The sequence below is a fragment of the Streptosporangium sp. G12 genome (assembly GCF_052983175.1).
The window spans coordinates 122,704-143,465 of record NZ_JBRIQO010000019.1 but is presented as its reverse complement, the minus strand read 5'-3'; the positions used below and the strand labels follow the sequence as shown (position 1 = coordinate 143,465).

Annotated in this window: 23 protein-coding genes; 11 read left to right on the top strand and 12 right to left on the bottom strand. The window is 68.7% G+C overall.

Translation table 11 applies throughout. The features are described 5' to 3' along the window. Positions 1-128: 128 nt before the first annotated feature. On the top strand, positions 129-689 hold the full coding sequence (gene cpt, locus ACVCAG_RS27870; protein ID WP_447190537.1) for a chloramphenicol phosphotransferase CPT: 561 nt from the start codon (positions 129-131) through the stop codon (positions 687-689). Positions 690-776: 87 nt separating this feature from the next. Here cpt and ACVCAG_RS27865 read toward each other — a convergent pair whose 3' ends face one another. Next, on the bottom strand, positions 777-1,613 hold the full coding sequence (locus ACVCAG_RS27865) for an arylamine N-acetyltransferase family protein (RefSeq protein ID WP_447190536.1): 837 nt from the start codon (positions 1,611-1,613) through the stop codon (positions 777-779). A gap of 75 nt (positions 1,614-1,688) precedes the next feature. On the opposite strand from ACVCAG_RS27865, the gene ACVCAG_RS27860 reads away from it, so the two are divergent. Next, complete coding sequence (locus tag ACVCAG_RS27860) at positions 1,689-2,336, top strand: TetR/AcrR family transcriptional regulator (RefSeq protein ID WP_447190535.1); 648 nt, start codon at positions 1,689-1,691, stop codon at positions 2,334-2,336. Positions 2,337-2,423: 87 nt separating this feature from the next. Here the strand turns inward: ACVCAG_RS27860 and ACVCAG_RS27855 are convergent, their stop codons facing one another. After that, positions 2,424-3,308 carry a phosphotransferase family protein gene (locus ACVCAG_RS27855; protein WP_447190534.1) on the bottom strand — a complete coding sequence of 295 codons (885 nt, stop codon included), beginning with the start codon at positions 3,306-3,308 and terminating at the stop codon, positions 2,424-2,426. 414 nt (positions 3,309-3,722) lie between these two features. Here ACVCAG_RS27855 and ACVCAG_RS27850 point away from each other — a divergent pair, with 414 nt between their 5' ends. Next, a complete protein-coding gene (locus ACVCAG_RS27850; protein ID WP_447190533.1) occupies positions 3,723-4,655 on the top strand; it encodes a YDG/SRA domain-containing protein in 933 nt (310 codons plus the stop codon). 98 nt (positions 4,656-4,753) lie between these two features. On the opposite strand, the gene ACVCAG_RS27845 is transcribed toward ACVCAG_RS27850, so the two are convergent. Together ACVCAG_RS27845 and ACVCAG_RS27840 are read right to left on the bottom strand one after the other, a co-directional pair. Beyond that, positions 4,754-4,966, bottom strand: coding sequence for a DUF397 domain-containing protein (locus ACVCAG_RS27845; RefSeq protein ID WP_447190532.1), 213 nt, complete (start codon positions 4,964-4,966; stop codon positions 4,754-4,756). Positions 4,967-4,977: 11 nt separating this feature from the next. After that, entirely contained in the window at positions 4,978-6,285 is a 1,308-nt protein-coding gene (locus ACVCAG_RS27840) for a helix-turn-helix domain-containing protein (protein WP_447190531.1), read from the bottom strand. Positions 6,286-6,526: 241 nt separating this feature from the next. On the opposite strand from ACVCAG_RS27840, the gene ACVCAG_RS27835 reads away from it, so the two are divergent. From ACVCAG_RS27835 to ACVCAG_RS27825, 3 genes are all read left to right on the top strand, one after another. Continuing rightward, a complete protein-coding gene (locus ACVCAG_RS27835; RefSeq protein WP_447190530.1) occupies positions 6,527-7,027 on the top strand; it encodes a hypothetical protein in 501 nt (166 codons plus the stop codon). Between the two features lie 654 nt (positions 7,028-7,681). After that, positions 7,682-8,101: an ATP-binding protein gene (locus tag ACVCAG_RS27830; protein ID WP_440086170.1), complete on the top strand. Its 420-nt coding sequence runs from the start codon at positions 7,682-7,684 to the stop codon at positions 8,099-8,101. Between the two features lie 318 nt (positions 8,102-8,419). Then, the gene (locus tag ACVCAG_RS27825) at positions 8,420-9,055 is read left to right on the top strand and encodes a hypothetical protein (RefSeq protein WP_447190529.1); all 636 of its coding nucleotides are present in this window, start codon (positions 8,420-8,422) and stop codon (positions 9,053-9,055) included. 159 nt (positions 9,056-9,214) lie between these two features. On the opposite strand, the gene ACVCAG_RS27820 is transcribed toward ACVCAG_RS27825, so the two are convergent. Next, positions 9,215-9,571, bottom strand: coding sequence for an AAA family ATPase (locus tag ACVCAG_RS27820; RefSeq protein ID WP_447190570.1), 357 nt, complete (start codon positions 9,569-9,571; stop codon positions 9,215-9,217). Between the two features lie 121 nt (positions 9,572-9,692). Here ACVCAG_RS27820 and ACVCAG_RS27815 point away from each other — a divergent pair, with 121 nt between their 5' ends. Together ACVCAG_RS27815 and ACVCAG_RS27810 are read left to right on the top strand one after the other, a co-directional pair. After that, positions 9,693-10,166: a DUF4279 domain-containing protein gene (locus ACVCAG_RS27815; protein ID WP_447190528.1), complete on the top strand. Its 474-nt coding sequence runs from the start codon at positions 9,693-9,695 to the stop codon at positions 10,164-10,166. A gap of 212 nt (positions 10,167-10,378) precedes the next feature. Then, positions 10,379-11,569, top strand: a complete 1,191-nt coding sequence (locus tag ACVCAG_RS27810) for a hypothetical protein (protein ID WP_447190527.1) — start codon at positions 10,379-10,381, stop codon at positions 11,567-11,569. Positions 11,570-11,627: 58 nt separating this feature from the next. Here ACVCAG_RS27810 and ACVCAG_RS27805 read toward each other — a convergent pair whose 3' ends face one another. Further along, positions 11,628-12,590 (bottom strand): LysR family transcriptional regulator, encoded by a 963-nt coding sequence (locus tag ACVCAG_RS27805; protein WP_447190526.1) that lies wholly within the window; start codon positions 12,588-12,590, stop codon positions 11,628-11,630. An 89-nt stretch (positions 12,591-12,679) separates the two neighbouring features. Here ACVCAG_RS27805 and ACVCAG_RS27800 point away from each other — a divergent pair, with 89 nt between their 5' ends. After that, positions 12,680-14,197 carry an MFS transporter gene (locus tag ACVCAG_RS27800; protein WP_447190525.1) on the top strand — a complete coding sequence of 506 codons (1,518 nt, stop codon included), beginning with the start codon at positions 12,680-12,682 and terminating at the stop codon, positions 14,195-14,197. Then, positions 14,194-14,961 (top strand): phosphotransferase, encoded by a 768-nt coding sequence (locus tag ACVCAG_RS27795; protein ID WP_447190524.1) that lies wholly within the window; start codon positions 14,194-14,196, stop codon positions 14,959-14,961. Before ACVCAG_RS27800 ends, ACVCAG_RS27795 begins: the two co-directional genes overlap by 4 nt. Positions 14,962-15,013: 52 nt before the next feature. Here the strand turns inward: ACVCAG_RS27795 and ACVCAG_RS27790 are convergent, their stop codons facing one another. Both ACVCAG_RS27790 and ACVCAG_RS27785 read right to left on the bottom strand, forming a co-directional pair. Then, entirely contained in the window at positions 15,014-15,880 is an 867-nt protein-coding gene (locus ACVCAG_RS27790; RefSeq protein WP_440086178.1) for an NAD(P)H-binding protein, read from the bottom strand. Next, entirely contained in the window at positions 15,877-16,314 is a 438-nt protein-coding gene (locus ACVCAG_RS27785; RefSeq protein WP_440086179.1) for a nuclear transport factor 2 family protein, read from the bottom strand. Before ACVCAG_RS27785 ends, ACVCAG_RS27790 begins: the two co-directional genes overlap by 4 nt. A 102-nt stretch (positions 16,315-16,416) precedes the next feature. Here ACVCAG_RS27785 and ACVCAG_RS27780 point away from each other — a divergent pair, with 102 nt between their 5' ends. Next, a complete protein-coding gene (locus tag ACVCAG_RS27780; protein WP_440086180.1) occupies positions 16,417-17,019 on the top strand; it encodes a TetR family transcriptional regulator in 603 nt (200 codons plus the stop codon). Positions 17,020-17,026: 7 nt separating this feature from the next. Here ACVCAG_RS27780 and ACVCAG_RS27775 read toward each other — a convergent pair whose 3' ends face one another. The 4 genes from ACVCAG_RS27775 to ACVCAG_RS27760 all read right to left on the bottom strand — a co-directional run bounded on the left by ACVCAG_RS27775 (position 17,027) and on the right by ACVCAG_RS27760 (position 20,653). Further along, on the bottom strand, positions 17,027-18,055 hold the full coding sequence (locus ACVCAG_RS27775) for an oxidoreductase (protein WP_440086181.1): 1,029 nt from the start codon (positions 18,053-18,055) through the stop codon (positions 17,027-17,029). Positions 18,056-18,261: 206 nt separating this feature from the next. Next, positions 18,262-18,978, bottom strand: coding sequence for a CE1759 family FMN reductase (locus ACVCAG_RS27770; protein ID WP_440086182.1), 717 nt, complete (start codon positions 18,976-18,978; stop codon positions 18,262-18,264). After that, on the bottom strand, positions 18,975-19,463 hold the full coding sequence (locus ACVCAG_RS27765; protein ID WP_440086183.1) for a MarR family transcriptional regulator: 489 nt from the start codon (positions 19,461-19,463) through the stop codon (positions 18,975-18,977). Before ACVCAG_RS27765 ends, ACVCAG_RS27770 begins: the two co-directional genes overlap by 4 nt. A 2-nt stretch (positions 19,464-19,465) precedes the next feature. Continuing rightward, a complete protein-coding gene (locus ACVCAG_RS27760) occupies positions 19,466-20,653 on the bottom strand; it encodes a CE1758 family FMN-dependent luciferase-like monooxygenase (protein WP_440086184.1) in 1,188 nt (395 codons plus the stop codon). Between the last annotated feature and the right edge of the window lie 109 nt (positions 20,654-20,762).

The following is a 20,762-nucleotide window of genomic DNA, read 5'->3' as shown; positions in this document are numbered from 1 at the left end:
GAGCCGCGGACCGGATCTCTACCTGCCCGCACCGAAATCTTGACGCCACCGGACGCCCCGACCTCGCGGCGGCAACGTTCGCCGGGTCGTGACGGCGGGGCGGGGTCGGCCGAAATCCGCTTTGGGCCGTGTGGGAGAGGCTCTACCGTGGCAAGGTGGCGACTCAGATGATCATCATCAACGGTGGTTCCAGCTCGGGGAAGTCCGGGATCGTCCGGTGCCTGCAGGCTGTTCTTCCTGATCCGTGGCTGGCGTTCGGCGTCGATTCGCTCGTCGACGCGATGCCCGCGAGGATGCGGGCGTCGGACGAGGGGCTCGAGATCGCGGCTGACGGCGGGGTGAGCGTCGGAGCGGACTTCATGGCGCTGCAGACGGCCTGGATGCGGGGCGTCGCGGCCATGGCCCGTGCCGGCGCCAGGGTCGTCATCGACGACGTCTTTCTCGGTGGAGCCTCGTCCCAGCGGCGGTGGCAGAGGGTTCTGGACGAGCTGGACGTGCTGTGGGTCGGTGTGAGATGCGAGGCCGCGGTCGCCGCGGGCCGCGAGGTCGCACGTGGAGATCGGGTCCAGGGTATGGCCGCGTTGCAGGCGGACGTGGTTCACGACGGCGTGGTTTACGGCGTCGAGGTGGACACGACGCATACCGAGTCCCTGGCGTGCGCGCGGACCATCGCCGCCCGTGTCAGCTGATCGGTGGATGGGCTCCGGGCCGTCCGGCTCCTGCCCCTCTTGATGGGAATGTCGACGGGAGATGACAGCGCCCGCGCCGTACTGAATTCAGGGAGTGTCGCTGACGCGTGCGCGCCACAGGTCGTCCTGGGTGCCTGTCTTGTGCCAGAGCCGGGCGACGCCGTTCCGGCCGAGGTCGTCGAGCGGGACGAGGAAGTCCGTGGAGAGCGTTCTGGCGAACTCGTCCGCGTCGCCGATGGTCCGGGACGTCCTGCCGTCGGCGCCCAGCCGTCGCAGCGTACGTGACAGCAGTAACAGCGTGTGACCGGCGATCGGCCGGGCGGCCATGAGCGTGGTGACGTACGCCGACTCGGCGGAGGTCGACATCTCCCGGGAGCGAGCGGCGAAGTCGGCGATCTCGCGCGGCAACAGCCGGAAGTCGTAGGAGGCGACCGTCCCGCCGGGGTGGTGGTGGAAGCGCCAGGTGTCCGGGTCGAGCCGCTCCAGCCGGTACGTCAGGTCCCCCTGGGTGTGCGGCCCCTCGCGCAGCGGCAGCGGCTCGACGAAGCCGTCCCCGATGCCCGCGTCGGCCAGCCAGCGACGGCCGTCGAGGTCGACCAGCAGCGCGTTGTGGTTGCCCCACATCGCCTCGCCCCGGGCCGCGCGCAGGACGCCGGCCTCCACCATCGTCACCTGGAAGCCCGCGAGGCGCAGCAGCATGGCCAGGCCGGCGTTCTGCTCGTAGCAGTAGCCGCCGCGTCGCCGCCGCACGAGCTTGTCGAACAGCGCGTCCGGTTCGAGACTGATCGGCCTGCCGAGCTGGATGTCGAGGTTCTCGTACGGCACGGCCTGCCGCCAGGCCCGGTGCAGGGCGAACAGCGTCCCCAGGTCGGCGGCCACGGGCCCGTGGTGACCGATCCTGCGCAGTATCGAGTCGATGGTCATCTCCGCCTCCTAAGTGAAAGAAGATCCGCCACTTATCTAACATAAATGAAAGAGACCCATCCGTATACTGCTGGAGTGGAAAACGAGAGTCCCGGCCGCAAGCTCCGGGCCGACGCCCGGCTCAACCGCGAGCAGATCATCGAGGCCGCCCGCGCACTCATCGCCGAGCGCGGCGCCGAGGTGCCGATGGAGGAGGTGGCCCGCCGCGCCGGCGTCGGGACCGCCACCCTCTACCGCCGCTTCCCCGACCGGGAGGCGCTGGTGCGCGGAGTCGCGCTGGACGGCTTCCACCGCGTGGTCGCCATCGCGCGCGACGCCGAGGACGAGGAGCCGGACGCCTGGCGGGCGCTGTCGCGCTTCATCCGCCGAGCCGCCGCCGAGCTGCGGCTGGCCACCTGGCTGTCGATCTGGTTCACCAGCACCTGGGAGCAGCTCCACACCGACCCCGAGGAACGGCGGCTGCGCCACACCCTGCTGAAGATCCTCGACCGGCTCGTCCGCCGCGCCCAGGCCGACGGCGACCTGCGCCACGACGTGGACGCTGGCGACCTGACACTGATGATGGCCCTGCTGCTGCGGCCGATCCCCGGCCTGCGCGCCGAGCTCACCCAGCGCAGCGTGGACCGCTACCTGACACTCATGCTCGACGGCCTGCGTGCCCACCCGGACATCCAGCGACTGCCCGACGGCGACATCGGGCTGGCCGACCTCGGCGGCGATTGACGGCCACCTTCACCGCCTCCAGGGCAGATCGGCGAGGGCTGCGGCGATTGGCAGGCCGGTGGCGTCTTCACATGACGCGGTCGCCGGTCAGGTAGAACGGTGGTGCACCCATGCTCGCCCTGCCTCGGCGGCCCGCGCGCGAAAATCGCGTCCTTCCACCGGGCCGAACCGCGCCTTGTACAGACGGAACAGCGTCCACAGCGCGGCCAGGGCGGTTACGGCGTTCGCGGGTGCGGATCGCCAGGCGGGCACCTGCGCGAAGAGCGCCTCGGTCTGCTCGGGAGTGTGGCCCGCCTCGATGAAGCGGGGTGCGAGCATGACGGCATCTATCCAGGCCGCACCGCGCGCAGCGAACGCCCAGTCGATGACGTACGGCCGACCGTCATCGATCCGGAAGTTACCGGAGTGCAGGTCGTAGTGGAGAAGGGTGTCGCCGTCCAGGGCGTCGGGGCTGAGCTTGTCGAGCGCCGTCTCGTACATGGCCCGGTGCGGAAGCTCCTCGGGAGGAAGAGTGAGCAGTCGCGCGGCCTTGGCCTGGAGCATCGCGATGTTCGCGGCGACATCCGGAACATCGCCTGGACATGGGGTGAGCGCTTCGTTCAGGACGGCCAGGGTGTCCAGCACGAGCGGCACATCCGGCGAGCCGGGCGACAGGTCGGCATCGCGGCCGTCGACGTACTCGTGCAGCAGCACGATCCACCCCTCCACCTCGCCACTCCACCGCAGGCGGGGGGCGGGCAGGCCGGGCGGCAGTACGGTGCCGACTCGTCGTTCCCGCTCGTACAGGGACGCGGCCGGACTGGCGGTGGAGACGGCCTTGAGGAAGACGGTCCCGCCGTCCTCGGCGTGCAGCCGAGCGGCGATGCCGGGCATGAGCCCTTTGGTCACCGATTCGGCCTTGAGGACCTGGCCGATCTGCTGCTCGACGGTGTGACGTGCACTGCTGGGGAGGTCGTCCCACTGTGGTTTCACGGTCAGCTCTCCCTCGGGTCGTCGGCGCAGCCCACGTAGCACCGGCTGCATTGGCTGGCAGGTATCCACAGCTTGGGGACAACCGGCAGGTCAGCGGCTCGCATGGCCTTGACGGTAGCCCCGATCGCGGCCACAGGGTCGTGAATCGCGTCCTTGGGGGTGTCGACAGGCGTGTGATGAATGAACGCCACCGGCCCTCACGCAGAAGCCCTGGCGGTCACGGGTGTACGCCATGAAGGCGTGCCAGCCGATATCCACCTGCTTGGAAGGGGAGCAGACGCGCGTCTGAGTTGAGTGCGCACGCGACCAGAGAGGCCAGGACATCTGTTCCATGATGCGCGTGGCGCCCCCGCAAAAAACGATCTTCACAGGCGACTTGTCCAAACTGTCGCTACTTAATGGCAAGATTCGGACATGAGCACGTACATCAGGATCTTCGGTGAAATCCCTGGGTACCCAGAGGGCTGGGCACCTCCTACCGGGAAACGTGCAGAACTACGCGAAGCGGGCATACACGCACATAACGTAGCTGGAATATCCGGAACAGCCGATGAGGGCGCCGACGCAATCGTTCTTAACGGCGGGTATCCAGATGACGATGACCGCGGCTTGTTGATCATCTATACCGGACATGGAGGGCAAGACTCCAGCACAAAGAAGCAAATCGCCGATCAAGATCTCAAGGACTCCGGAAATGCCGCTCTTGTCAAAAGTCAACTCGACAGCCTACCTGTTCGAGTGATCCGTGGATATAAAGAGAAGTCACCGCACGCACCCGCCAAGGGTTATCGGTACGACGGGCTATATCGAGTTGTACGGCACTGGTTCAAGACTCGTAATGACGGGTTCCGCGTCTGCCAATTTCTCATGGTCAAAATCGATAGCCCGTACGATGTTCCCGACCCGGACTACCCTGATGATATCTTCACTGAAGATAATTCGAGTGCTTCTCAAGTACCAGTGGGACCTGTCCGTCGAACTAAGACTACCGTCAACAAAGCCAACCGCCGTGCTACCGTTGTAAAAGAGGTTAAGGCTCTACACACCAATCTATGCCAGGTCTGCGGCAACACGGTAGAACTTCCCAGTGGCCCAAGTAGTCAAGCTGCACACATACAAGCCCTTGGCGTCCCCCACAATGGCCCTGATGTGATCGAAAACATTCTATGCTTATGCCCTAACGATCATCTAAGGTTCGACAACGGCGCCTTCTACTTGACTGACAACTTGGAGGTTGTGAATGCCCTCGACGGTAAGATCGGCCGTCCATTGCGGACTCATCCTGAGCATAAAATTGGAACCGAATACGTGCGATATCACCGAGCTTGCTGGGTTAAAGTGCCCTGAACCAACCCCAAGCTATATGGCAATGGAATCTTTCACCTCAACCTCAAACACGCTTCCAATAGGAGGAAAAGATCTTCCTAGGAGCTAGGATTCACTTTTTAACAGCCCAGGCTGTCGAACGCTCCGTTTTTAACATCACAGACAAACGCTTGCCACACGTTACTTTTGAACACCAGCATGGGTCCGAATGGATCTTTGCTGTTTCGTACAGCACAGCTTCCTCCGGGAAGGACCGCCGTCTCCACACAGTTGTCTTGCTGAGCACTCTGACTGCTTTTACGCCAAACCAAAGCAGAAATGATGTGATCCACAATCACTTCTCTCAAAGGAGGTGCATGCGGACGCCCAGTCGACGGATCCGCTCCCGGTAGCTGTATCGCTCAAGATCCAGCAACGTCCGTACGGCCTGCTGGGCCATCGGGTGGTTACGCACCAGCAGAGGAGCCGCCTTCTCCGCGCGCTCCAGTTCGACCAGAGCCGCCTCGCGCTTACCGCACCACAGCAGACCTCGCGCATAGTCGAGATGGTGATACCCAACGCGGCTCGCCTGTAGCCCCTTCGGTAGCCGTACCGTCTCTCCCCTGCTTACGGCCTGCGGTCCGTCTCCCAACTCGACCGCGACGGCGACGCCGTGGATGTCGACGTTGGGTCGATTCGTACACAGCTCGTAGTAGTTCGTGCGCTGGCGTGTTCCGAGCCGAGTGACCGCCTCATCGGCCAGCCGATGTCGCGACCATGCCTCAGCGGCGTCGTTCTTACGAGCGGCGGTGATCGCGGCTCTGAGCTGGAGCCCTCCCCAGACGGCCAGCGCTTCGGGCTCACCCGCGACGTACTCGTCTTCGATGCTCGCGCAAGCTGTGTCGAGCACGGCAAGCGCGTCATTCCACGAGGTACTCGACCACAGGTTTCGTATGCGTAGATACGCGAATATAGCGCCGTGGTACGGGTCTCCTGAGCGCTCGGCGGCCCAGCGGACCCGGCCGGTGGCGATGAGGGAGAGGTCGGCGTACCCGAGGTTGTAGGCGACCGAGTCGGCCGCCTGATAGGCGGTCGAGAGCAACCCGAACGCCGTGCTCCGATCGGACTCGGGATACAGATGGGTCGCGGCCTGGAGTTCGGAGAGCAGGGCCGGCAATGCGTCAGCTAGTTCCGCGTAGCGGGCTTCCCTCCGTAGCCAGCAGACGTGTTCGGTCGCGGCGCGAAGGTCGGGCAGTGCTCGTACCTCACCGTCCCACTCGGGGTCGAGGTCGTAGCGCTCCAGGTGGCGGCGGATCTCGGGGATCGCCGAGTGGCCGCGGTCCTCGGCCGGGGTGTCACCGCGGTAGGGGCGCGCGGTGAGCTCGTTGGGATGTACGCGCAGCACCCGCGAGAGGGTGTTGACCAGCGCGATGGAGTCGAGCGGAATGCTGTCGTTCTCTACTCCGGACACCCAGGACTGCGCGCGGCCGATGCGCCGCGCCAGCTCGTTCTGGGTGATGCCCACGCGCTTACGAGCACGTCGTACGCGCGTTCCCACACTCTCCGCCGCCGGGTCCGAGTAGGCCATGGCCTCAAGGTAACTCGCCTTGACGCGCTTGGCTCCCCTCCTCGCCAAAGTATCAACGGCGCTGATGTCGCTGCCTCTGCGCATCAATACATTCACTCTCCGTGAGGGTCTATGAACGCGGGAATGCCCGGCGGCGACGGGAAGTACTTGGCGCCCTGCCTGACGCGTACGCGAACTCTCATACGGAGATCGCGGCTTCCCGAAACGGGAGCCGGTCCACCGGCCGATGCACGGACGTAGCCGGTGGCACCACCATGAAAACGGCCCTGCCAGGGCGAATGACGTCGCCCGGCAGAGCCTCGACCGCACTCTGGAGGTGCGACCTATGTCCAACCCTAGTAGAACCCTAAAGATCATCCGGGTCCGCTGGCATGCCGAGCAGCCGCCCTCGCCCCTTGGCTGCCGCTGGTGCGGCCATCCCCCGTACGCGCACGACGCCGCCAGCCTGCCGCACCGGCCCGGTCACCTGTGGGAACAGCCCACCCCGGCCCAGGTCCGTACCCGCATGACGGCCCGGCGCCGCCTCGGGCTCTGCGGTCGGCTGCCCTCGGCCGTACCGGCCGCACACCCGGTGCCCGCCGCGCCGAATCCGTCCATCACCGTGGCCGCGCGCCCGACGGGTCGGCCCTTCGCCGGTTCTCCCTCGGGCAGGGGACGCCACGCGCGACCGGCCGCGATGGCCGCGCCGCCGTACAAACAACCGCCGTACGGGCAGTCGCCGTACGGACAGCCTTCGTCCAGACAGCAGCCGTACGGACGGAAGTCGCTGGGTGTACGACCCTGGCCGGGCAGGCGCGAGGCGTACCGGAAAGCGGTGACGGCATGAGTCCGCCACCCGTCGAAGCGACCGCCGAAACAACGGAAAACCTTCCCGCTTCCCTCTCCTGCGAGCCCGGTGAAGACGACACCGGCGCGCCGGCCCTCCGGTTCACCGGCTGGTGTCTCTGGTACGGCAAGGCCACCGAGCGATGGTGGGCGCTCTCCCCCGCCTGGTGCCGGGAGCGCGTCGGCCTGGTCGAGGCCGATACTCCCGCCGAGCTGGCCGCCCGGATGCGGCACATCGAGGACTTCCGCCCCCATCCCGCCTCCGACCAGCGTGAACGGCCACGGCGTCCTCTCCCCGGGACGGGCCGCCTAACGGCCGTTCCAGGGCCACGGCCTGAAGGTGTCGACGGCACCGAGGACGTCAGGTTCGCGGAAAGGGACGCCGGGGGCGGGAAGAGCATCGCGATCACGAGGAAGGGATGTGGAAGGGATGGCGGGGCGACTCCTCTCCGTGCTCGTCGGCGTGTTCGCTGACCGGCTCCGAGCGACAGTCGACGACGCCACGGAACCGGCCCAAGCGGGTCCGGCCCAAGCGGAACCGGCCCAAGCGGGAGCGGTATGGTCGCCGCACCTGGGCCACGTACCCGGGTGGTCGACGCCCTCGGATAACGAGGGTCACGCGGATCACATGGGTCACGTACCCGCGAGGTCTCCCGTGATCTCTCAGCGCTTCGGGGCCACCCGCGACCAGGTCAGGCCCGCGCGAAACTTCGTCGCCGAGATCCTCGGGGACGACCACCCGCTGCATGACGACGCCGTGCTCCTCACCAGCGAACTCGCCACCAACGCCGTCGAGCACTCCGCCCAACCAGTTGATACCGGCACCGGGTGGGACGGTACGGGACCGGTCGAGCGGCCAGGGGAGTTCGTCGTCACGGTGGCCTTCCTCCCGCACGGCGTCATCGTCACCGTCCAGGACCCCGGCTCCGCGCGGATCCCCTGCGTAAGGAACTCCGGGCTGGACGCCACGGGCGGCCGGGGACTGATGCTCGTCAACGACCTCGCGACCCGCTGGGGCTTCCATCGCGACGGCACCGGGACCGTCATCTGGTTCGAGCTCGGCTCACCCGGCTGAGAACCCGGACAAGGCCGGTGGGCCGGTGTGATGGTGCGAGATCTGGATGGACTCGTACCATCGCACCGGTCCACCGGGAACAACCGCGAGTGACCGTGCGAGGGGGGAACGACCTGCCGGCCGTCCTGGTCGCCGACGGATTCGAGGTCGAACTCGCCGCCCCCCGAAACATCACCTCAGGACTGAAGCCGCCCCACAGCTCCGGCCGAGCCCATGCGGCATGCGACACATGCCGCGGCGTGGCCACTGTCGTGAGTGATCGCTATCCTGGCACCTCCCGACAGGGGTGGAAAACCAGTGGATCCGGTTACACCTGAGATGATCGAACACTACACGCGCCTCTTGAAAGATCTTGGCGACCTGTCCGCGGTGCGGGGCCTGATGAACACCGATTCGATGTTCTGGATGGTCGTACGGGGTCGTGACACGCCGCTGACGGTCACCGAGGTCGCGTGCCGGCTGGGTGCCGACCCCAGCACGATCGTTCCGCGCCTTCCGGTGGATCTGCCGGACACCGGCTATGTGGCGCTGGAGCAAAGCGAGCGTGGCGTGATCCTCATAGCGAGCGTCGGTTTCTCGCCCACCACCCCGGGAGCGTGGGCCAGGCTGACCGAAAACGCTCAAGCGTGGGGTTTTTGGTGGTTGATCAACAATGCCAATGAGTTGTGCTACGGCGCCGACGGCGCTCTTGTCACCACGCTGGACATCCTGCATCCCCAGCCATCGGGATGCACCGGCCAGAACCCGCGGAAATTGGACGCCTACCTGGGCGCACTCCGGATGCTCGCCGAACGGAAGATGACCGACGCCGAAACGGGCGTGCCGTACCCCGATCAATATCGCGACTGGGAGACGGCCCTGGCGACCGTGGAAGCGATGAGCGGCGTACGCCTGGACCTTGACCGGCTCGTCCGGGAGCAGCAGTCGGTCTACGCCCCGGCGCTGGACTTGTAGCTCAAGCGTGCTCGTCTCCGCCGAGCGGGGCGACGCCTCCGCGCCTTGACCGTCGCCACCTGTCCGGCGTCACGTGATTTCAGCGTCTTCAGGCTCGTCCGGCGCCGTTGGCCGGTCGCGCCGGTCTCAACAGGTGCTGCCCTCGTGGTAGGGCCGGGGTCAGTCGGCGTCCTGGTCCAGCGCGTGGCGCAGATAGAACTCGGGCTTGGTCAGATAGCGGCGCCAGTGGTCGACCACTTGGAGCTTGTCCCACTCGGCGGTGTGGATCCCGTGGTCGTCGAGTTCGAGGATCTGGGCGCCGGGCAGGCTGGCGAGGATCGGCGAGTGGGTGGCACAGATGATCTGGCCGCCCTCGCCACGGACCCGGTCCATCAGGCTGAGCAGCCGCAGGCACGAGGTGAACGACAGGGCCGCCTCCGGCTCGTCCATCAGGTACAGGCCGGGGCCGGCCACCATCCGTTCGAGAACCGTGAAGAATCCCTCACCGCCTGGTCGAGGATGTGCGCGGCGGCCGATCCCTTTTCCCCGCCGCCCGCCGTGGACGGATCACCTCCGTTCGAAGCGGCGCCGCGTACGGCGGACCGCGGCCCTCCTCCACCACGGCGCCAACGGCACCGCACGCCGGTAATGTCGCGGAATGCGCGTCCACCAGTATGTCTACTTCGCGTTGTTCAGCCGGTACACCTCCGCGGAGGAGATGGCGCGGTGGCTGGGCGTCGAGCCTGACGAGGTCACGGTCCGGGGAGGCCGCGGCGCCGAGCCGGTCAGGCCGGTCAGCCACAGCTGGAAGATCGTATGCCGTGAGCCTGACCTGCGGGTCGACGAGCAGGTATCCCGTGTTCTGGACCGACTCCGGCCCCATACCGGCCGCATCGCCGAACTCGCCGGACGTCTTCGCGCCGAAGACGCGGAACACGGCGGCGCGGTCTTCGAGGTCGTGCGCCGTCTCGACGGGCACGAGGGGGACCCTCCGCGATCCCTCTCGAACACCGTGGATCCGGGGTCACCTCGGGAGCCCAACCTGCTCGGCTGGCACCTTGACCTCGACGTGCTGCGCTTCCTGACCGCCACCGGTGCCGCCCTGGACGTAGACGAGTACGACATGACCTAGACCGGCATCTGCCTGGGCCGTGCGACACCCACCTTCCGCACGACCTCCTGGCCCGCGGCGAGCCGAACGGCGCGCGAGCCGGGCGTACCGCACCCACCCCCTCGACGAACAGCCGCCCGGGGGCAGGCCGATCGAGAGTGTGCGTGGTTTTGTCGGACGCCTGCGGCAGGCTGCCCCCGACCGGCCGGAGTTGGATCTACCGAGGGACGCACATGGCACGCATGCTCCGCAGCATCGACGAAGAGGTCTACGTGCAGTACGGGATGTTCGCCCTGGCGGGCGCCGACCTTGAGGAGTGGAGCAGCCCGGAGGGCTACCACTTCGTGGCGGATGTCCGGATGGAGGCGTGGGACGGTGAGCCGCCGCCCCCCGGGGGCTCCTGGACGCCGGTCGACCAGGTGACCTTCGTGGCGGACAGCGGTGTCGTACACCTGTCCCTGATGATGGAGGAGCGTGGCCACGACTTCCTCATCGGGCCGCCGTGTTTCGAGTACGGGATGGCGATGCACTTCGAGCCGCTCGCCGAGGACGGCGAGCCGGATGAGGACATGGACGAGGACGAGGACACGGACGCCCCCGAGGAGCGGTGGCTGCTGCGTTTCTGGCCGATCCGTGACGTGTTCGATCCGCTGCTGCACCTGCCGGCCGCGCCGTCCATCATGCCGGCGCCGGAAGGGGACGTCCCTCCGTCGTTCTCGCCTGAGCTGCGGCCTCCACCGCTCAGGCCCCGGTCGGTGCCCGTGCCCGTGTCGGCCGCCCAGGACTGGGCCGCGATGCGGGTCGATCCTTCCCGGCGGACCTTCGAGGAGTGGCTGAGCGCGAAGGAGGAGAAGCTCCGTGGGAAGGGCGTGACGATCTACGAGTGGCTGCGGGCGCGGGGCGTCGAGATCGAGGACGGGACCGAGGTCACGCCGGAGAGCGTCGCCCGTCCCGAGGACCGGCCCGGCCGGTTCGCCGATCCCCTCATCGACCGCTACTACGCGCGGCAGGAGGCCTTGGAACTCCTTCCGCACCATTTCTCCGACGATGAACCGGATGAGCAGGAGGAGCAGCTGCGGGAGATGTCCGACGCCGAGCGCATCGCCGAGGAGTTGAATCCGGAGAATTCCCGGAGTTTCTCCATGGTCTACGAAGGCAGGGGAGACATGTCGCCGGGGATCAGCCGTCGCCTCTGGCGGTGGGAGGACGCCGTCGGTGGGCAACCGTCCAGTGGTGGTCTCACCGTCGACCGGCAGGTGCACGCCCGCGATCCGCACGGTCGCCGGATCTTCGTCTCGGGCATCGTGACCGTGCTCCGTTCGGAGCGGTTCACCGGACGCGCCAACCATTACGTGGTCAGGGACGCCGAACCACACGAGGCGGCCCGCGTCCTGTGCGCCGAGGCCACCTGGCAGGACCGGTAGTACGGCCGGGGAAGCGCAAGGCCAGAATTGTCCGTCCTACGAGGAGGGGAAGCTCACCTTACGGACGGCCGGCAGCCGCGGCGGCGAGGTCTTCGGCCGGCAGCCAGTGTGCGGTGGGCTCGTAGTGAAGCCATCCCTCCTGCAGGGCAGTGTTGGTGGCGGTGTGCAGGAGCCGATTCAGGAGCGGATGGTGGTTGCGGCGCCGCCAGACCAGCGACCACGGGTAGAGCGGGGTGGGATCGACCAGCGGGATCAGCGCCGTGTCCGCGATGTCGGCGGTCTGGGCGTTGGCGTCGATCAGCCACACACGGTCGGTACGGGCGTGGATCTGCGCCACCACCTGCTCCAGCGTGGCCAGCGCCGGCCCGATGGCCAAAGGGATGGCGAAGTGGTCACTGAAGGCGCGCAGATAGCCGTCCAGCTCGGTGGCGCCCGCCAGGGCCGGTGTCCAGATCCCGCAGGAACGCAGGTCGACCGGGCGCAGGCGGGACCGCGCCGCCAGCTGATGACGGCGTGACATCAGCGCGTACAGCGGCTCGAACCTCAGGGGCTGATGAGCCAGGTCCTCCAACCGGGAGGGGGCGAGGCCGTGCACCCGGCCGAAGGCCACGTCGATCTCGGCACGCCGCAGCGCCGACAGAGCGGTCCCCAGGCTGTGCCGGCTGCTCAGCTCCAGCGGCAGGTCGACCAGGTCGATCAGCCAGCGCAGCAGAAAGGAGCCGGCGATCGGGCGGAAGGTGTCGAGCCGCAGCGGACGGCAGTCGAGCCGGGCGGCGGCCACGATCTCCTCGGCCGCGGCCAGGGTCTGGCGCGTCAGGGGCAGCAGCCGCCGTCCCAGGTCGGTCAGCTCGACGAGGTGATGACCGCGCACGAAAAGCGATCCGCCCAGGGTCTCCTCCAGGCGTCGGACACGAAGCGACAGCGCCTGCTGGGTGAGGCACAGCCGGGCCGCGGCCCGTCCGAAGTGCAGCTCTTCGGCGGTCGTGACGAACGCCTGAAGCTGTCGAAGGTCGAGATCCACCCCCCACACGCTGCAGCGACAAGCAACGCTTGTCAAGAAGGGAAGGTTTTGTTGGACACCGCACGCCGGTGAGCGATGGGGTGGACCTCATGGATGAGGACACCCGGTCGGGCGAACCGGTCCGAGACACGACCGTCCGAGACACGACCGCCACCGCCGACGTGACCGGTACGGCCGGGGACGGCGCGGCGGATCCGCGCCGCTGGCGCGCGCTGGCGGTGCTGGCGACGGTGCAGTTCATGTTCACCGTGGACAGCTCGATCGTGAACGTCGCGCTGCCCTCGCTGCAACGTGACCTGGGTGCCTCGACGGCGGACCTCGCCTGGGTGGTCAACGCCTATGTCGTGACCGCGGGCGGGCTGCTGCTGCTCGGCGGGCGGCTGGCCGACCTGTGGGGCAGGCGCCGCCTGTTCCTGCTGGGCACGGCGATCTTCGCGCTGGCGTCACTGGCCAGCGGGCTCGCGGCGAACACCGGCATGCTGGTGGCCAGCCGGTTCGGGCAGGGCCTGGGCGAGGCGCTGGCAGCGCCGGCCGCCCTGTCGATCATCGTGCTGACCTTCCGCGACGGTCGTGAGAAGGCCCGCGCCCTGGCGATCTGGGGAGGGCTGAGCGGACTGGGCGCGACGGTGGGGGTGTTGCTGTCCGGGGCACTGACCGAACTGGCGGGCTGGCGCTGGATCTTCCTGATCAACCTGCCGGTCGCCGCGGTGGCGTTGCTGCTCGCGCCGCGGCTGGTGAAGGCGCGGCCGGGCGGCGGTGACGGCCGCAGGGTGGACTGGGCGGGGGCGGTACTCGTCACGACCGGCCTGATCGCGCTCATCTCCGCCCTGCTGTCGGCCGGTCAGGCCGGGTGGAGCACCTCGACCACCCTCCTCCCTCTGGGCGCGGGGCTGGCCGCGCTGGCCGCCTTCCTCGTCGTGCAGGCGCGGGCCGCCTCGCCGCTGGTGCCGCCGCGATTCTTCGCGAGCCGCGTCCGCCTGTCGGCGAACCTGGCGACGGTCACGCTGGCCAGCGGGATGGCGGCGACGATGTTCCTGCTCACCCTGTACATGCAGAACGTGCTCGGCTACCGGCCGCTGGCCACCGGGCTGGCCTACCTGCCGTTCTGCGTGGCCTTCCTGGGCGGGCTGATGCTCTCCACCGTGTTGACCGCCCGGCTCGGTACCGCGCTCACCAGCGGCGCCGGTCTCGTCCTCAGCGCCGCGGGCATGCTGTACGTCGCGCTGAGGATGTCGGTCGCCGGCGGTTACGCCGGTGACGTGCTGCCCGCCATGGTGATGATCGCCGCGGGGCTGGGGATCGCCTTTCCCGCGCTGCAGAACGCGGCGCTGCACGGAGTGACCGACCAGGACGCCGGACTCGGTTCCGGGGTGCAGACGACCATGCAGCAACTGGGCAGCGCCCTGGGGCTGGCCGTCTTCGCCGCGATCGCGATAGGCCGTACCGGCGCGGCGCTGGAGGCCGGCGACTCCTCCCCGGCGGCGGCCGTCAGCGGCTACCGGTGGGCCTTCCTGGCCGCGGCGGGCGCTCTGGTCCTGGCCTCCGTGCTGGTGTCGGCGACGGTGTGGCGTACCGGAGCGGATCGTACGAGAAAACCCGCCGTATGACCGAGGGCGAGGAACTCCGCGGCGGCATGAACGTGGTGCGCCGGTACGGCGGCACCGTCCACCGCCCGGCCTCCGCGGCGTCGCCGGCGGTCCACCGGCTGCTGCGGCACGTGCGCGCGCGGGGCTTCGACGGCGCCCCCGAGCCGCTGGGCCTCGACGCCGACGACGAGGTGCTGACCTTCCTGCACGGACAGGTGCACCAGGCGCTCCCCTCCGAGCTGCGCACGTCCGAACTCCTGGACTCGGCGGCCATGCTGCTGCGCCGCTTCCACGACGCGAGCGCCACGTTCGAAACCGGTCCCGGCGACCGGTGGTGGCTGCCCGCGCGTTCGCCCGCCGAGGTCATCTGCCACGGCGACGCCGCACCGTACAACTGCGTGGTGCGCGAGGGCACGGTCGTGGGCCTCATCGACTTCGACACCGCGCACCCGGGCCCGCGCATGTGGGACGTGGCGTACGCGGTCTACCGGTTCGCCCCCCTGCACGCGCCGGACAATCCCGACAGCTACGGCAGCCCCGCGGAGCAGGGGCGCCGGGCGGCCCGCTTCTGCCGCGCCTATGGCATTCCCGCCGACGCCGCGCTCCTCGACACCGTGGCCGACCGGCTGCGCGCCCTCATCGACTTCATGCGTGCCCAGGCGAAACGAGGCAACAAGGCGTTCCAGTCCCACATCGACGGCGGTCACGCCGACCTGTACGAGGCCGACATCCGCTACCTCGCCGCGAACCGCGACCTCCTGCTCAGGGCCTTCGACGAGGAGTGACAGCGCCGCGCCGTTCGTCCGACCGGCCGCCGTCGCCGAACTCCCGCGCCGTTCAGCCGGCCGGCTGCCATCGCCGGACGTGGGCGGCGCAGAACTCGCGGAAGCTCGTCGGCCGGTCACCGGTGACGTCGGCGACCGTCGTGGTGGTCCGGTCCTCGGCTCCCCCGGCAATGGCGTGGTCCATGCCGGACAGGAGGACGGCGAAGCGGTCGGGGATGCCGGCGTCGGTGAGCAGCTGCCGCATGACGTCCACCGTGACGGCGCGGTGCCGGACCGGGCGCCCGCTCAGCTCGGCGATGGTCGCCGCGACCTCCGCGTAGCTCAGGGCCTGCGGGCCGGTCAGCAGGTGGTCGGTGTTGTGCGGGGTCGTGTCGGTGAGGGCGTGTACCGCCACGGCGGCGATGTCGGCCGCGTCGATGAAGCCGACCCGGCCGTCTCCGGTCGCGGTCACGATCTCGCCTCGTTCACGGATGCTGTGCGCGTGCATGTGGTCGTCGGCGAGGTTCTGCATGAACCAGGAGGGTCGCAGTACCGCCCACTCGGGGAACATGTCGGCGATGGCGGTGTGCACCACCCCCAGACCGCTCCCGCCCGCCGGGATGGCCGACGAGCTGAGCAGGACGATCCGTCGCACGCCGGCGCCGCGGGCCAGGTCCAGGAACGGCCGCATCTGCCGCGCCGGCTCGACGACTCCGATCGGCGGTATCAGGTAGATGCCGCGTACGCCGTCCAGGGCCGCGGGGTAGGTGCTCCGGTCGTCCCAGTCGAAGCGCACGTGCCGCCGCGCGGCCTCCGGCCGCGCGGGTCGGCTCCGGTTCGCGGTCCGTACGCGATGTCCCCGCCGGATGAGCCGGTCGGCGACGCGCCGGCCGGTGTTGCCGGTCGCGCCGGTCACGAGGATGGTGTCGGCTTCGGTCATCGGGTCGCGCCTGTCGCCGCGACGCCCAGCTGGTCGTCGCCCAGTGCCTCGAGCGCGACCGTCGGGTTCCAGTGGTCCCGGTAATGGGTGATCTTTCCGTGGGCGACGGTGACCACGGCGATGTAGGAGATCTCGTACGGCTTGCCGGTGGCCACGACCTTTCCGGAGGCGGTGAACTCGGCGACGACGACCGCCGGATCGACCGTTTCGTGCACGGTGAGGGCGGTGACCTCGGCGATGTCGAGCTTGTCGGGGTAGTCGATGAGGTAGTCCGTGATGGCGGTGATCCCGTCGAGGCGACGCGGCCATCCGGGCGGCGCGAAGGGGAACTCGGCCACCGCGTCCTCGTGCCACAAGTCGAGGTAGGCCCGCATGTCCTTGGCGAGCAACAGGTCCACGCCGCGCCGGAAGACGGCGGCTGTCGTGTCGGTCATGTCTCTCCCGTGGTCGAAGGACGCTCCGCGATATAATTCGGACCGCCGGTCCATTTAATATACGGACCAGCGGTCCGAATTGCCAAACCGAAGGGGCGGGACATGACGGCGGCAGGGCGCAAGGAGCGAGCGGACGCCGTCCGCAACCGGGAGGCGGTGCTGGCCGCCGCGGCCCGCCTGCTCGACGCCGCGGACGATCCCGGTGACGTGTCCATGAACGACATCGCGGCCGCCGCCGGCGTCGGCAAGGGGACCCCGTTCCGAGGATTCGGTGACCGGATCGGCCTTCTCCAGGCCCTCGCCGAGCAACGCGGCGAGCGGTTGCGCGCCGAACTCGCCGCGGGCGAATCGTCGTCCGACCCGGTCGAGCGGGCGACGGCGATGCTCGACGCGATCCTGCGGTTCAAGCTCGCGAACCGCTCGCTGATGCTCGCCCTGGAGAACGCCGGCAGCGGCAGCCCGTACCGGAATTCGACGTACGACCGGTGGCACAGGCACCTGGCGGAGATCGTCGCCGAGGTTCACCGGCCGGACGACGCCGACTACCTGGCCCACGCGTTGCTCGCCGCCGTGCGCAGTGATCTCATCGAGCATCTCAGCGACCAGCCACCGGAACGAACTCGCGACGGCCTCGCCTGTCTCGTACGCGTCGTTCTCGCCGGCGATCCCGCCGGCCGAGCCCCGGACCCCGACCGGCCCCGGTGACGCGCCGTCACGCGTCGAGGCGCGTTCCGGTGAGCTTCTCGCCGAGGTCCCACAGCCGGGTCGCGGAGTTCGGGTCGATCGAGTAGGGCATGACGCCGAAGGTGAGGGACTCACCGGTTCGTACCCGCTCCTCGGCGATGGCGACGGGGTCGTCGCCCTCGGGGACGAGCGGGGCGATGTCGGAGTTCTCGCAGTAGACGCCGCCGTGCCCGTCGAGCCGCGGGCCGGTGGCGCACCACACGCTCGTCGCGGCGCCCTGCTCGGGGCTCTTGATGTTCCGCGACGGGTCGATGATCGGTTCGCCGTTCTCCCCGATCATGCCCATCCGCCGGAGGTGGTCCGGGTCGGTGTGCCGTACGAGCGGGGTGAGGATCCTGCCCGGGTGCAGGGAGAACGCCCGCACGCCGTGGTCGCGTCCGCGCCGGTCGAGCTCGACGGCGAAGAGGTTGTTGGCCGTCTTCGACTGCCCGTACGCGCTCATCGGGTCGTACGGGCGGCGCTCGAAGTGCACGTCGTCCCAGACGATGTCGGACTGGCGGTGTCCCCACGACGACACCGCGACGACCCTGGCGCCCTCGGCCCGCAGCAGCGCGGGCCAGAGCCGGAGCGTCAGCTGGAAGTGGCCGAGGTGGTTGGTCGCGAACTGGGACTCGTAGCCGCGCGCGTCGCGGGAGAGCGGGCCGGCCATGATCCCGGCACTGTTGATCAGCATGTGCAGCAGCCGGTCACCGTCGAGGAAACGGCCGGCGAACGCGTCGACCGACGCGGGGTCCTGGAGGTCCATCGGTTCGAGCTGGACACCGTCGACACCGGCGAGGGTCTCGGCCGCCTTCTCGCGGTTCCGTACGGGAACGACGACCTCCGCTCCCGCCGCGCGCAGCGCGCGGACCGTCTCGACGCCGAGGCCGGAGTAGCCGCCCGTGACGATCGCGGTCCTGCCGGTGAGATCGACACCGGCGACGACCTCGGCCGCGGTCGTCGCGGGGCCGTATCCGGTGCCGAGCGGGGTCTGCGGTGTGAGTGCGGGCGCGGTCATGCGATCGCCTCCGAGAGGTCGGGACCCGGGTGGCCGGGCTTGATGTGGCGCATGGGTTCTCCTACGACGGCCAACAAAACGGAGGATTCTCCGTTTACATGGGATCGACGATAACGGAGGCTCCTCCACTTAGCAAACGTGCCGTATTCCCTCGGAAGCACCCCGGTTCCCTCGGAAGCACTCCGGTCGGGGACCGGCACCCGCGATCACAGTGTTCCGCCGGCGGCGAGTCGCATGAGGTCGGTGGTGAAGTCGACGTCGTCGGCGCTGCGTTCGGCGCGGGTGGCGTTGCCGCCGAACTGGTGCTGGTAGCCGGTCCATGCGCTGTCGGCGATCGACCGGCCGACGCCACTGCGCAGCAGGAGGACGAGTTCGGTGGCGGCTCGCTGGATCCGGTCGCCGAGCGCGGCCTGCCCCCAGTCCTCGGGTGCGGCGAAGAGGGAGGTGGGCACGGGGAGAGCCCGCATGAAGGCGAACAGGGGCCGGAGGTGCTCGTCGACGACCATGGCGTGCCGGGCCGTGCCCGCGGTGGCGGCGAGGATGACGGGTTTGGCGATGAGCAGGTCGTTGTCGAGGATGTCGGCGAAGGACTTCATCAGCCCGCTGATGCCCGCCTTGTACACGGGTGTGCTGGCGATGACGGCGTCGGCGGCGGCAAGGCGTTCGAACACCGCCTTGAGGCGCTCGCCGGGAAATCCGGAGACGATCGCCTGGGCGATGTCGACCGCGAGCGGTCCGAGCTCGATGATCCCGACGGTCGCGGGCGTGCCGGATTCGCGGAGCAGGTCGAGCACCTTCTGCACCGTGCGGTCCGCGAGAAGGCGGGTGGAGGAGGGTTCGCTCACACCGGCGCTGACGACGACGAGGCGCAGGGGCTCGTCAGGTTCGGATGAATCGTGCGGGTCGAAGGTGTCGGGGTTCATTCGGGGTTCCTTTTCGTTCTCTTCGGGGTGGCGGCGGTCGCCGCCTCGTGCTCGGCGGCTTCGAGGAGCCTGAGGCTGAGGTCGCGGACCATCTCCAGCTGACCGGGGTCCAGGGCCCGGGTCATCGCCCGGGCCACATGTCGCGCGTGGGCGGTGCCGGCGCGTCGCTGGATCTCCACGCCGGCCGGCGTGAGGCGGATGCGACAGGCACGGGCGTCGTCCGGGTCGCCCTCCCGCTCGACGAGCCCGCGAGCTTCGAGCCGTGCGACGAGCCGGGACATGCCGGGCTGGGAGATCAGCACGTCGGAACCGAGCTCGGTGATCCGCAGCCCACGTCCCGCGGTGGAGAGCGCGTAGAGCACGCCGTACTCCCGCGGCAGCAGATCACCCCAGTGATCGGCCTCGGCGAACTCGCGGGCGATCGTGGCCTGCGCCCGGAAGAAGGCCTCCCACGCCTCGTTCGCGAGTCGGACGTTGCCCGCCATGGTCACACGACCGACGGGAAGCGTGCCGCGACGGCCGGGTCGCTGTCCTGGTACGGGGACGCGCCGGAGAGGTTGTCGCCGCGGTTCGGGTTCGGGCGCGGTTGCCGCGGCCGGGCGTCGCCGTACTTCTCCGCGACCAGGGTGCTGTGGACGGGGGCGTCGGGCACTCCGGGGGCGCGCCTGCCGGCCATCTCCTTGCGGAGCACCGGGACGACCTCGGTTCCGAGCAACTCGACCTGCTCGAGCGCCATCTCGACGGGCAGCCCCATGCCGTCGAGCGCGAAGAGCTGGCGCTGGTAGTCGCCGAAGCCCTCCTGGAAGGTGAGGGTCTTGTCGATGACCTCCTGCGGACTGCCGACACTCAACGGCGTGCGAGCCATGTAGTCATCGAGCGAGCTCCCCCGGAAGACCGGGTACTCCTCGAAGTACGGTCGGAAGGTGTTCACGGCGTCCTGGGAGCGCCGGGCGATGAACGCCTGCCCGCCGAGGCCGACGATCGCCTGCTCCCTCGTGCCATGCCCGTAGTGCTCGAAACGCGCGCGGTAGAAGTCCACGAGCGGTTTGAAGTGCAGGTTCGGCGCCAGGATGTGATTGGCGAAGTATCCGTTGCCGTAGAAAGCGGCCTGCTCGGCGATCTCGGGAGTGCGGATCGAGCCGTGCCAGACGAAGGGCGGCACATCGTCCAGGGGCCGCGGGGTCGAGGTGAAGCCCTGCAACGGGGTGCGGAAGGTGCCCTCCCAGTCCACGACATCCTCCCGCCAGAGCCGGTGCAACAGGTTGTAGTTCTCCAGAGCGAGAGCCACGCCCTGCCGGATGTCCTTTCCGAACCACGGATAGACCGGCACCGTGTTGCCACGTCCCAGCATGAGATCAAGCCGTCCCTTCGCCACGTGCTGGAGCATGGCGTAGTCCTCGGCGATCTTCACCGGGTCGTTCGTGGTCATGAGCGTGACCGAGGTGCTGAGGATGATGCGCTTGGTCAGCGCCGCGATGTGCGCCAGCAGGGTGGTGGGCGAGGACGGGACGAAGGGGGGGTTGTGGTGCTCGCCGAGCGCGAACACGTCCAGCCCGACCTCGTCGGCCCGCTGCGCGATTCGCACGATGTTGCCGATGCGCTCCGCCTCGCTCTGGGTACGGCCGGTGACCGGGTCGGGCGCGATGTCGCCGACCGTGAAGATTCCAAACTGCATGATGTCCGCCTTTTTGGGTTGTTTCTGGACACCATAACAACATGCCTGCGCATGTATTCCCGCGATGGGAGACCCGCCCCACCCAGGCGCCGTCGACGCCCCTACAAGT

Bases quoted from the DNA above. Each gene is read 5' to 3' on its own strand.
- ACVCAG_RS27850 (WP_447190533.1), top strand. From the start codon at position 3,723: ATGAGCACGTACATCAGGATCTTCGGTGAAATCCCTGGGTACCCAGAG.
- ACVCAG_RS27775 (WP_440086181.1), bottom strand. From the start codon at position 18,055: ATGACCGCGCCCGCACTCACACCGCAGACCCCGCTCGGCACCGGATAC.
- ACVCAG_RS27810 (WP_447190527.1), top strand. From the start codon at position 10,379: ATGGCACGCATGCTCCGCAGCATCGACGAAGAGGTCTACGTGCAGTAC.
- ACVCAG_RS27865 (WP_447190536.1), bottom strand. From the start codon at position 1,613: ATGACCATCGACTCGATACTGCGCAGGATCGGTCACCACGGGCCCGTG.
- ACVCAG_RS27815 (WP_447190528.1), top strand. From the start codon at position 9,693: ATGCGCGTCCACCAGTATGTCTACTTCGCGTTGTTCAGCCGGTACACC.
- ACVCAG_RS27765 (WP_440086183.1), bottom strand. From the start codon at position 19,463: ATGGCGGGCAACGTCCGACTCGCGAACGAGGCGTGGGAGGCCTTCTTC.
- ACVCAG_RS27790 (WP_440086178.1), bottom strand. From the start codon at position 15,880: ATGACCGAAGCCGACACCATCCTCGTGACCGGCGCGACCGGCAACACC.
- ACVCAG_RS27770 (WP_440086182.1), bottom strand. From the start codon at position 18,978: ATGAACCCCGACACCTTCGACCCGCACGATTCATCCGAACCTGACGAG.
- ACVCAG_RS27760 (WP_440086184.1), bottom strand. From the start codon at position 20,653: ATGCAGTTTGGAATCTTCACGGTCGGCGACATCGCGCCCGACCCGGTC.
- ACVCAG_RS27825 (WP_447190529.1), top strand. From the start codon at position 8,420: ATGATCGAACACTACACGCGCCTCTTGAAAGATCTTGGCGACCTGTCC.
- ACVCAG_RS27780 (WP_440086180.1), top strand. From the start codon at position 16,417: ATGACGGCGGCAGGGCGCAAGGAGCGAGCGGACGCCGTCCGCAACCGG.
- ACVCAG_RS27840 (WP_447190531.1), bottom strand. From the start codon at position 6,285: ATGCGCAGAGGCAGCGACATCAGCGCCGTTGATACTTTGGCGAGGAGG.
- ACVCAG_RS27795 (WP_447190524.1), top strand. From the start codon at position 14,194: ATGACCGAGGGCGAGGAACTCCGCGGCGGCATGAACGTGGTGCGCCGG.
- ACVCAG_RS27800 (WP_447190525.1), top strand. From the start codon at position 12,680: ATGGATGAGGACACCCGGTCGGGCGAACCGGTCCGAGACACGACCGTC.
- ACVCAG_RS27785 (WP_440086179.1), bottom strand. From the start codon at position 16,314: ATGACCGACACGACAGCCGCCGTCTTCCGGCGCGGCGTGGACCTGTTG.
- ACVCAG_RS27835 (WP_447190530.1), top strand. From the start codon at position 6,527: ATGTCCAACCCTAGTAGAACCCTAAAGATCATCCGGGTCCGCTGGCAT.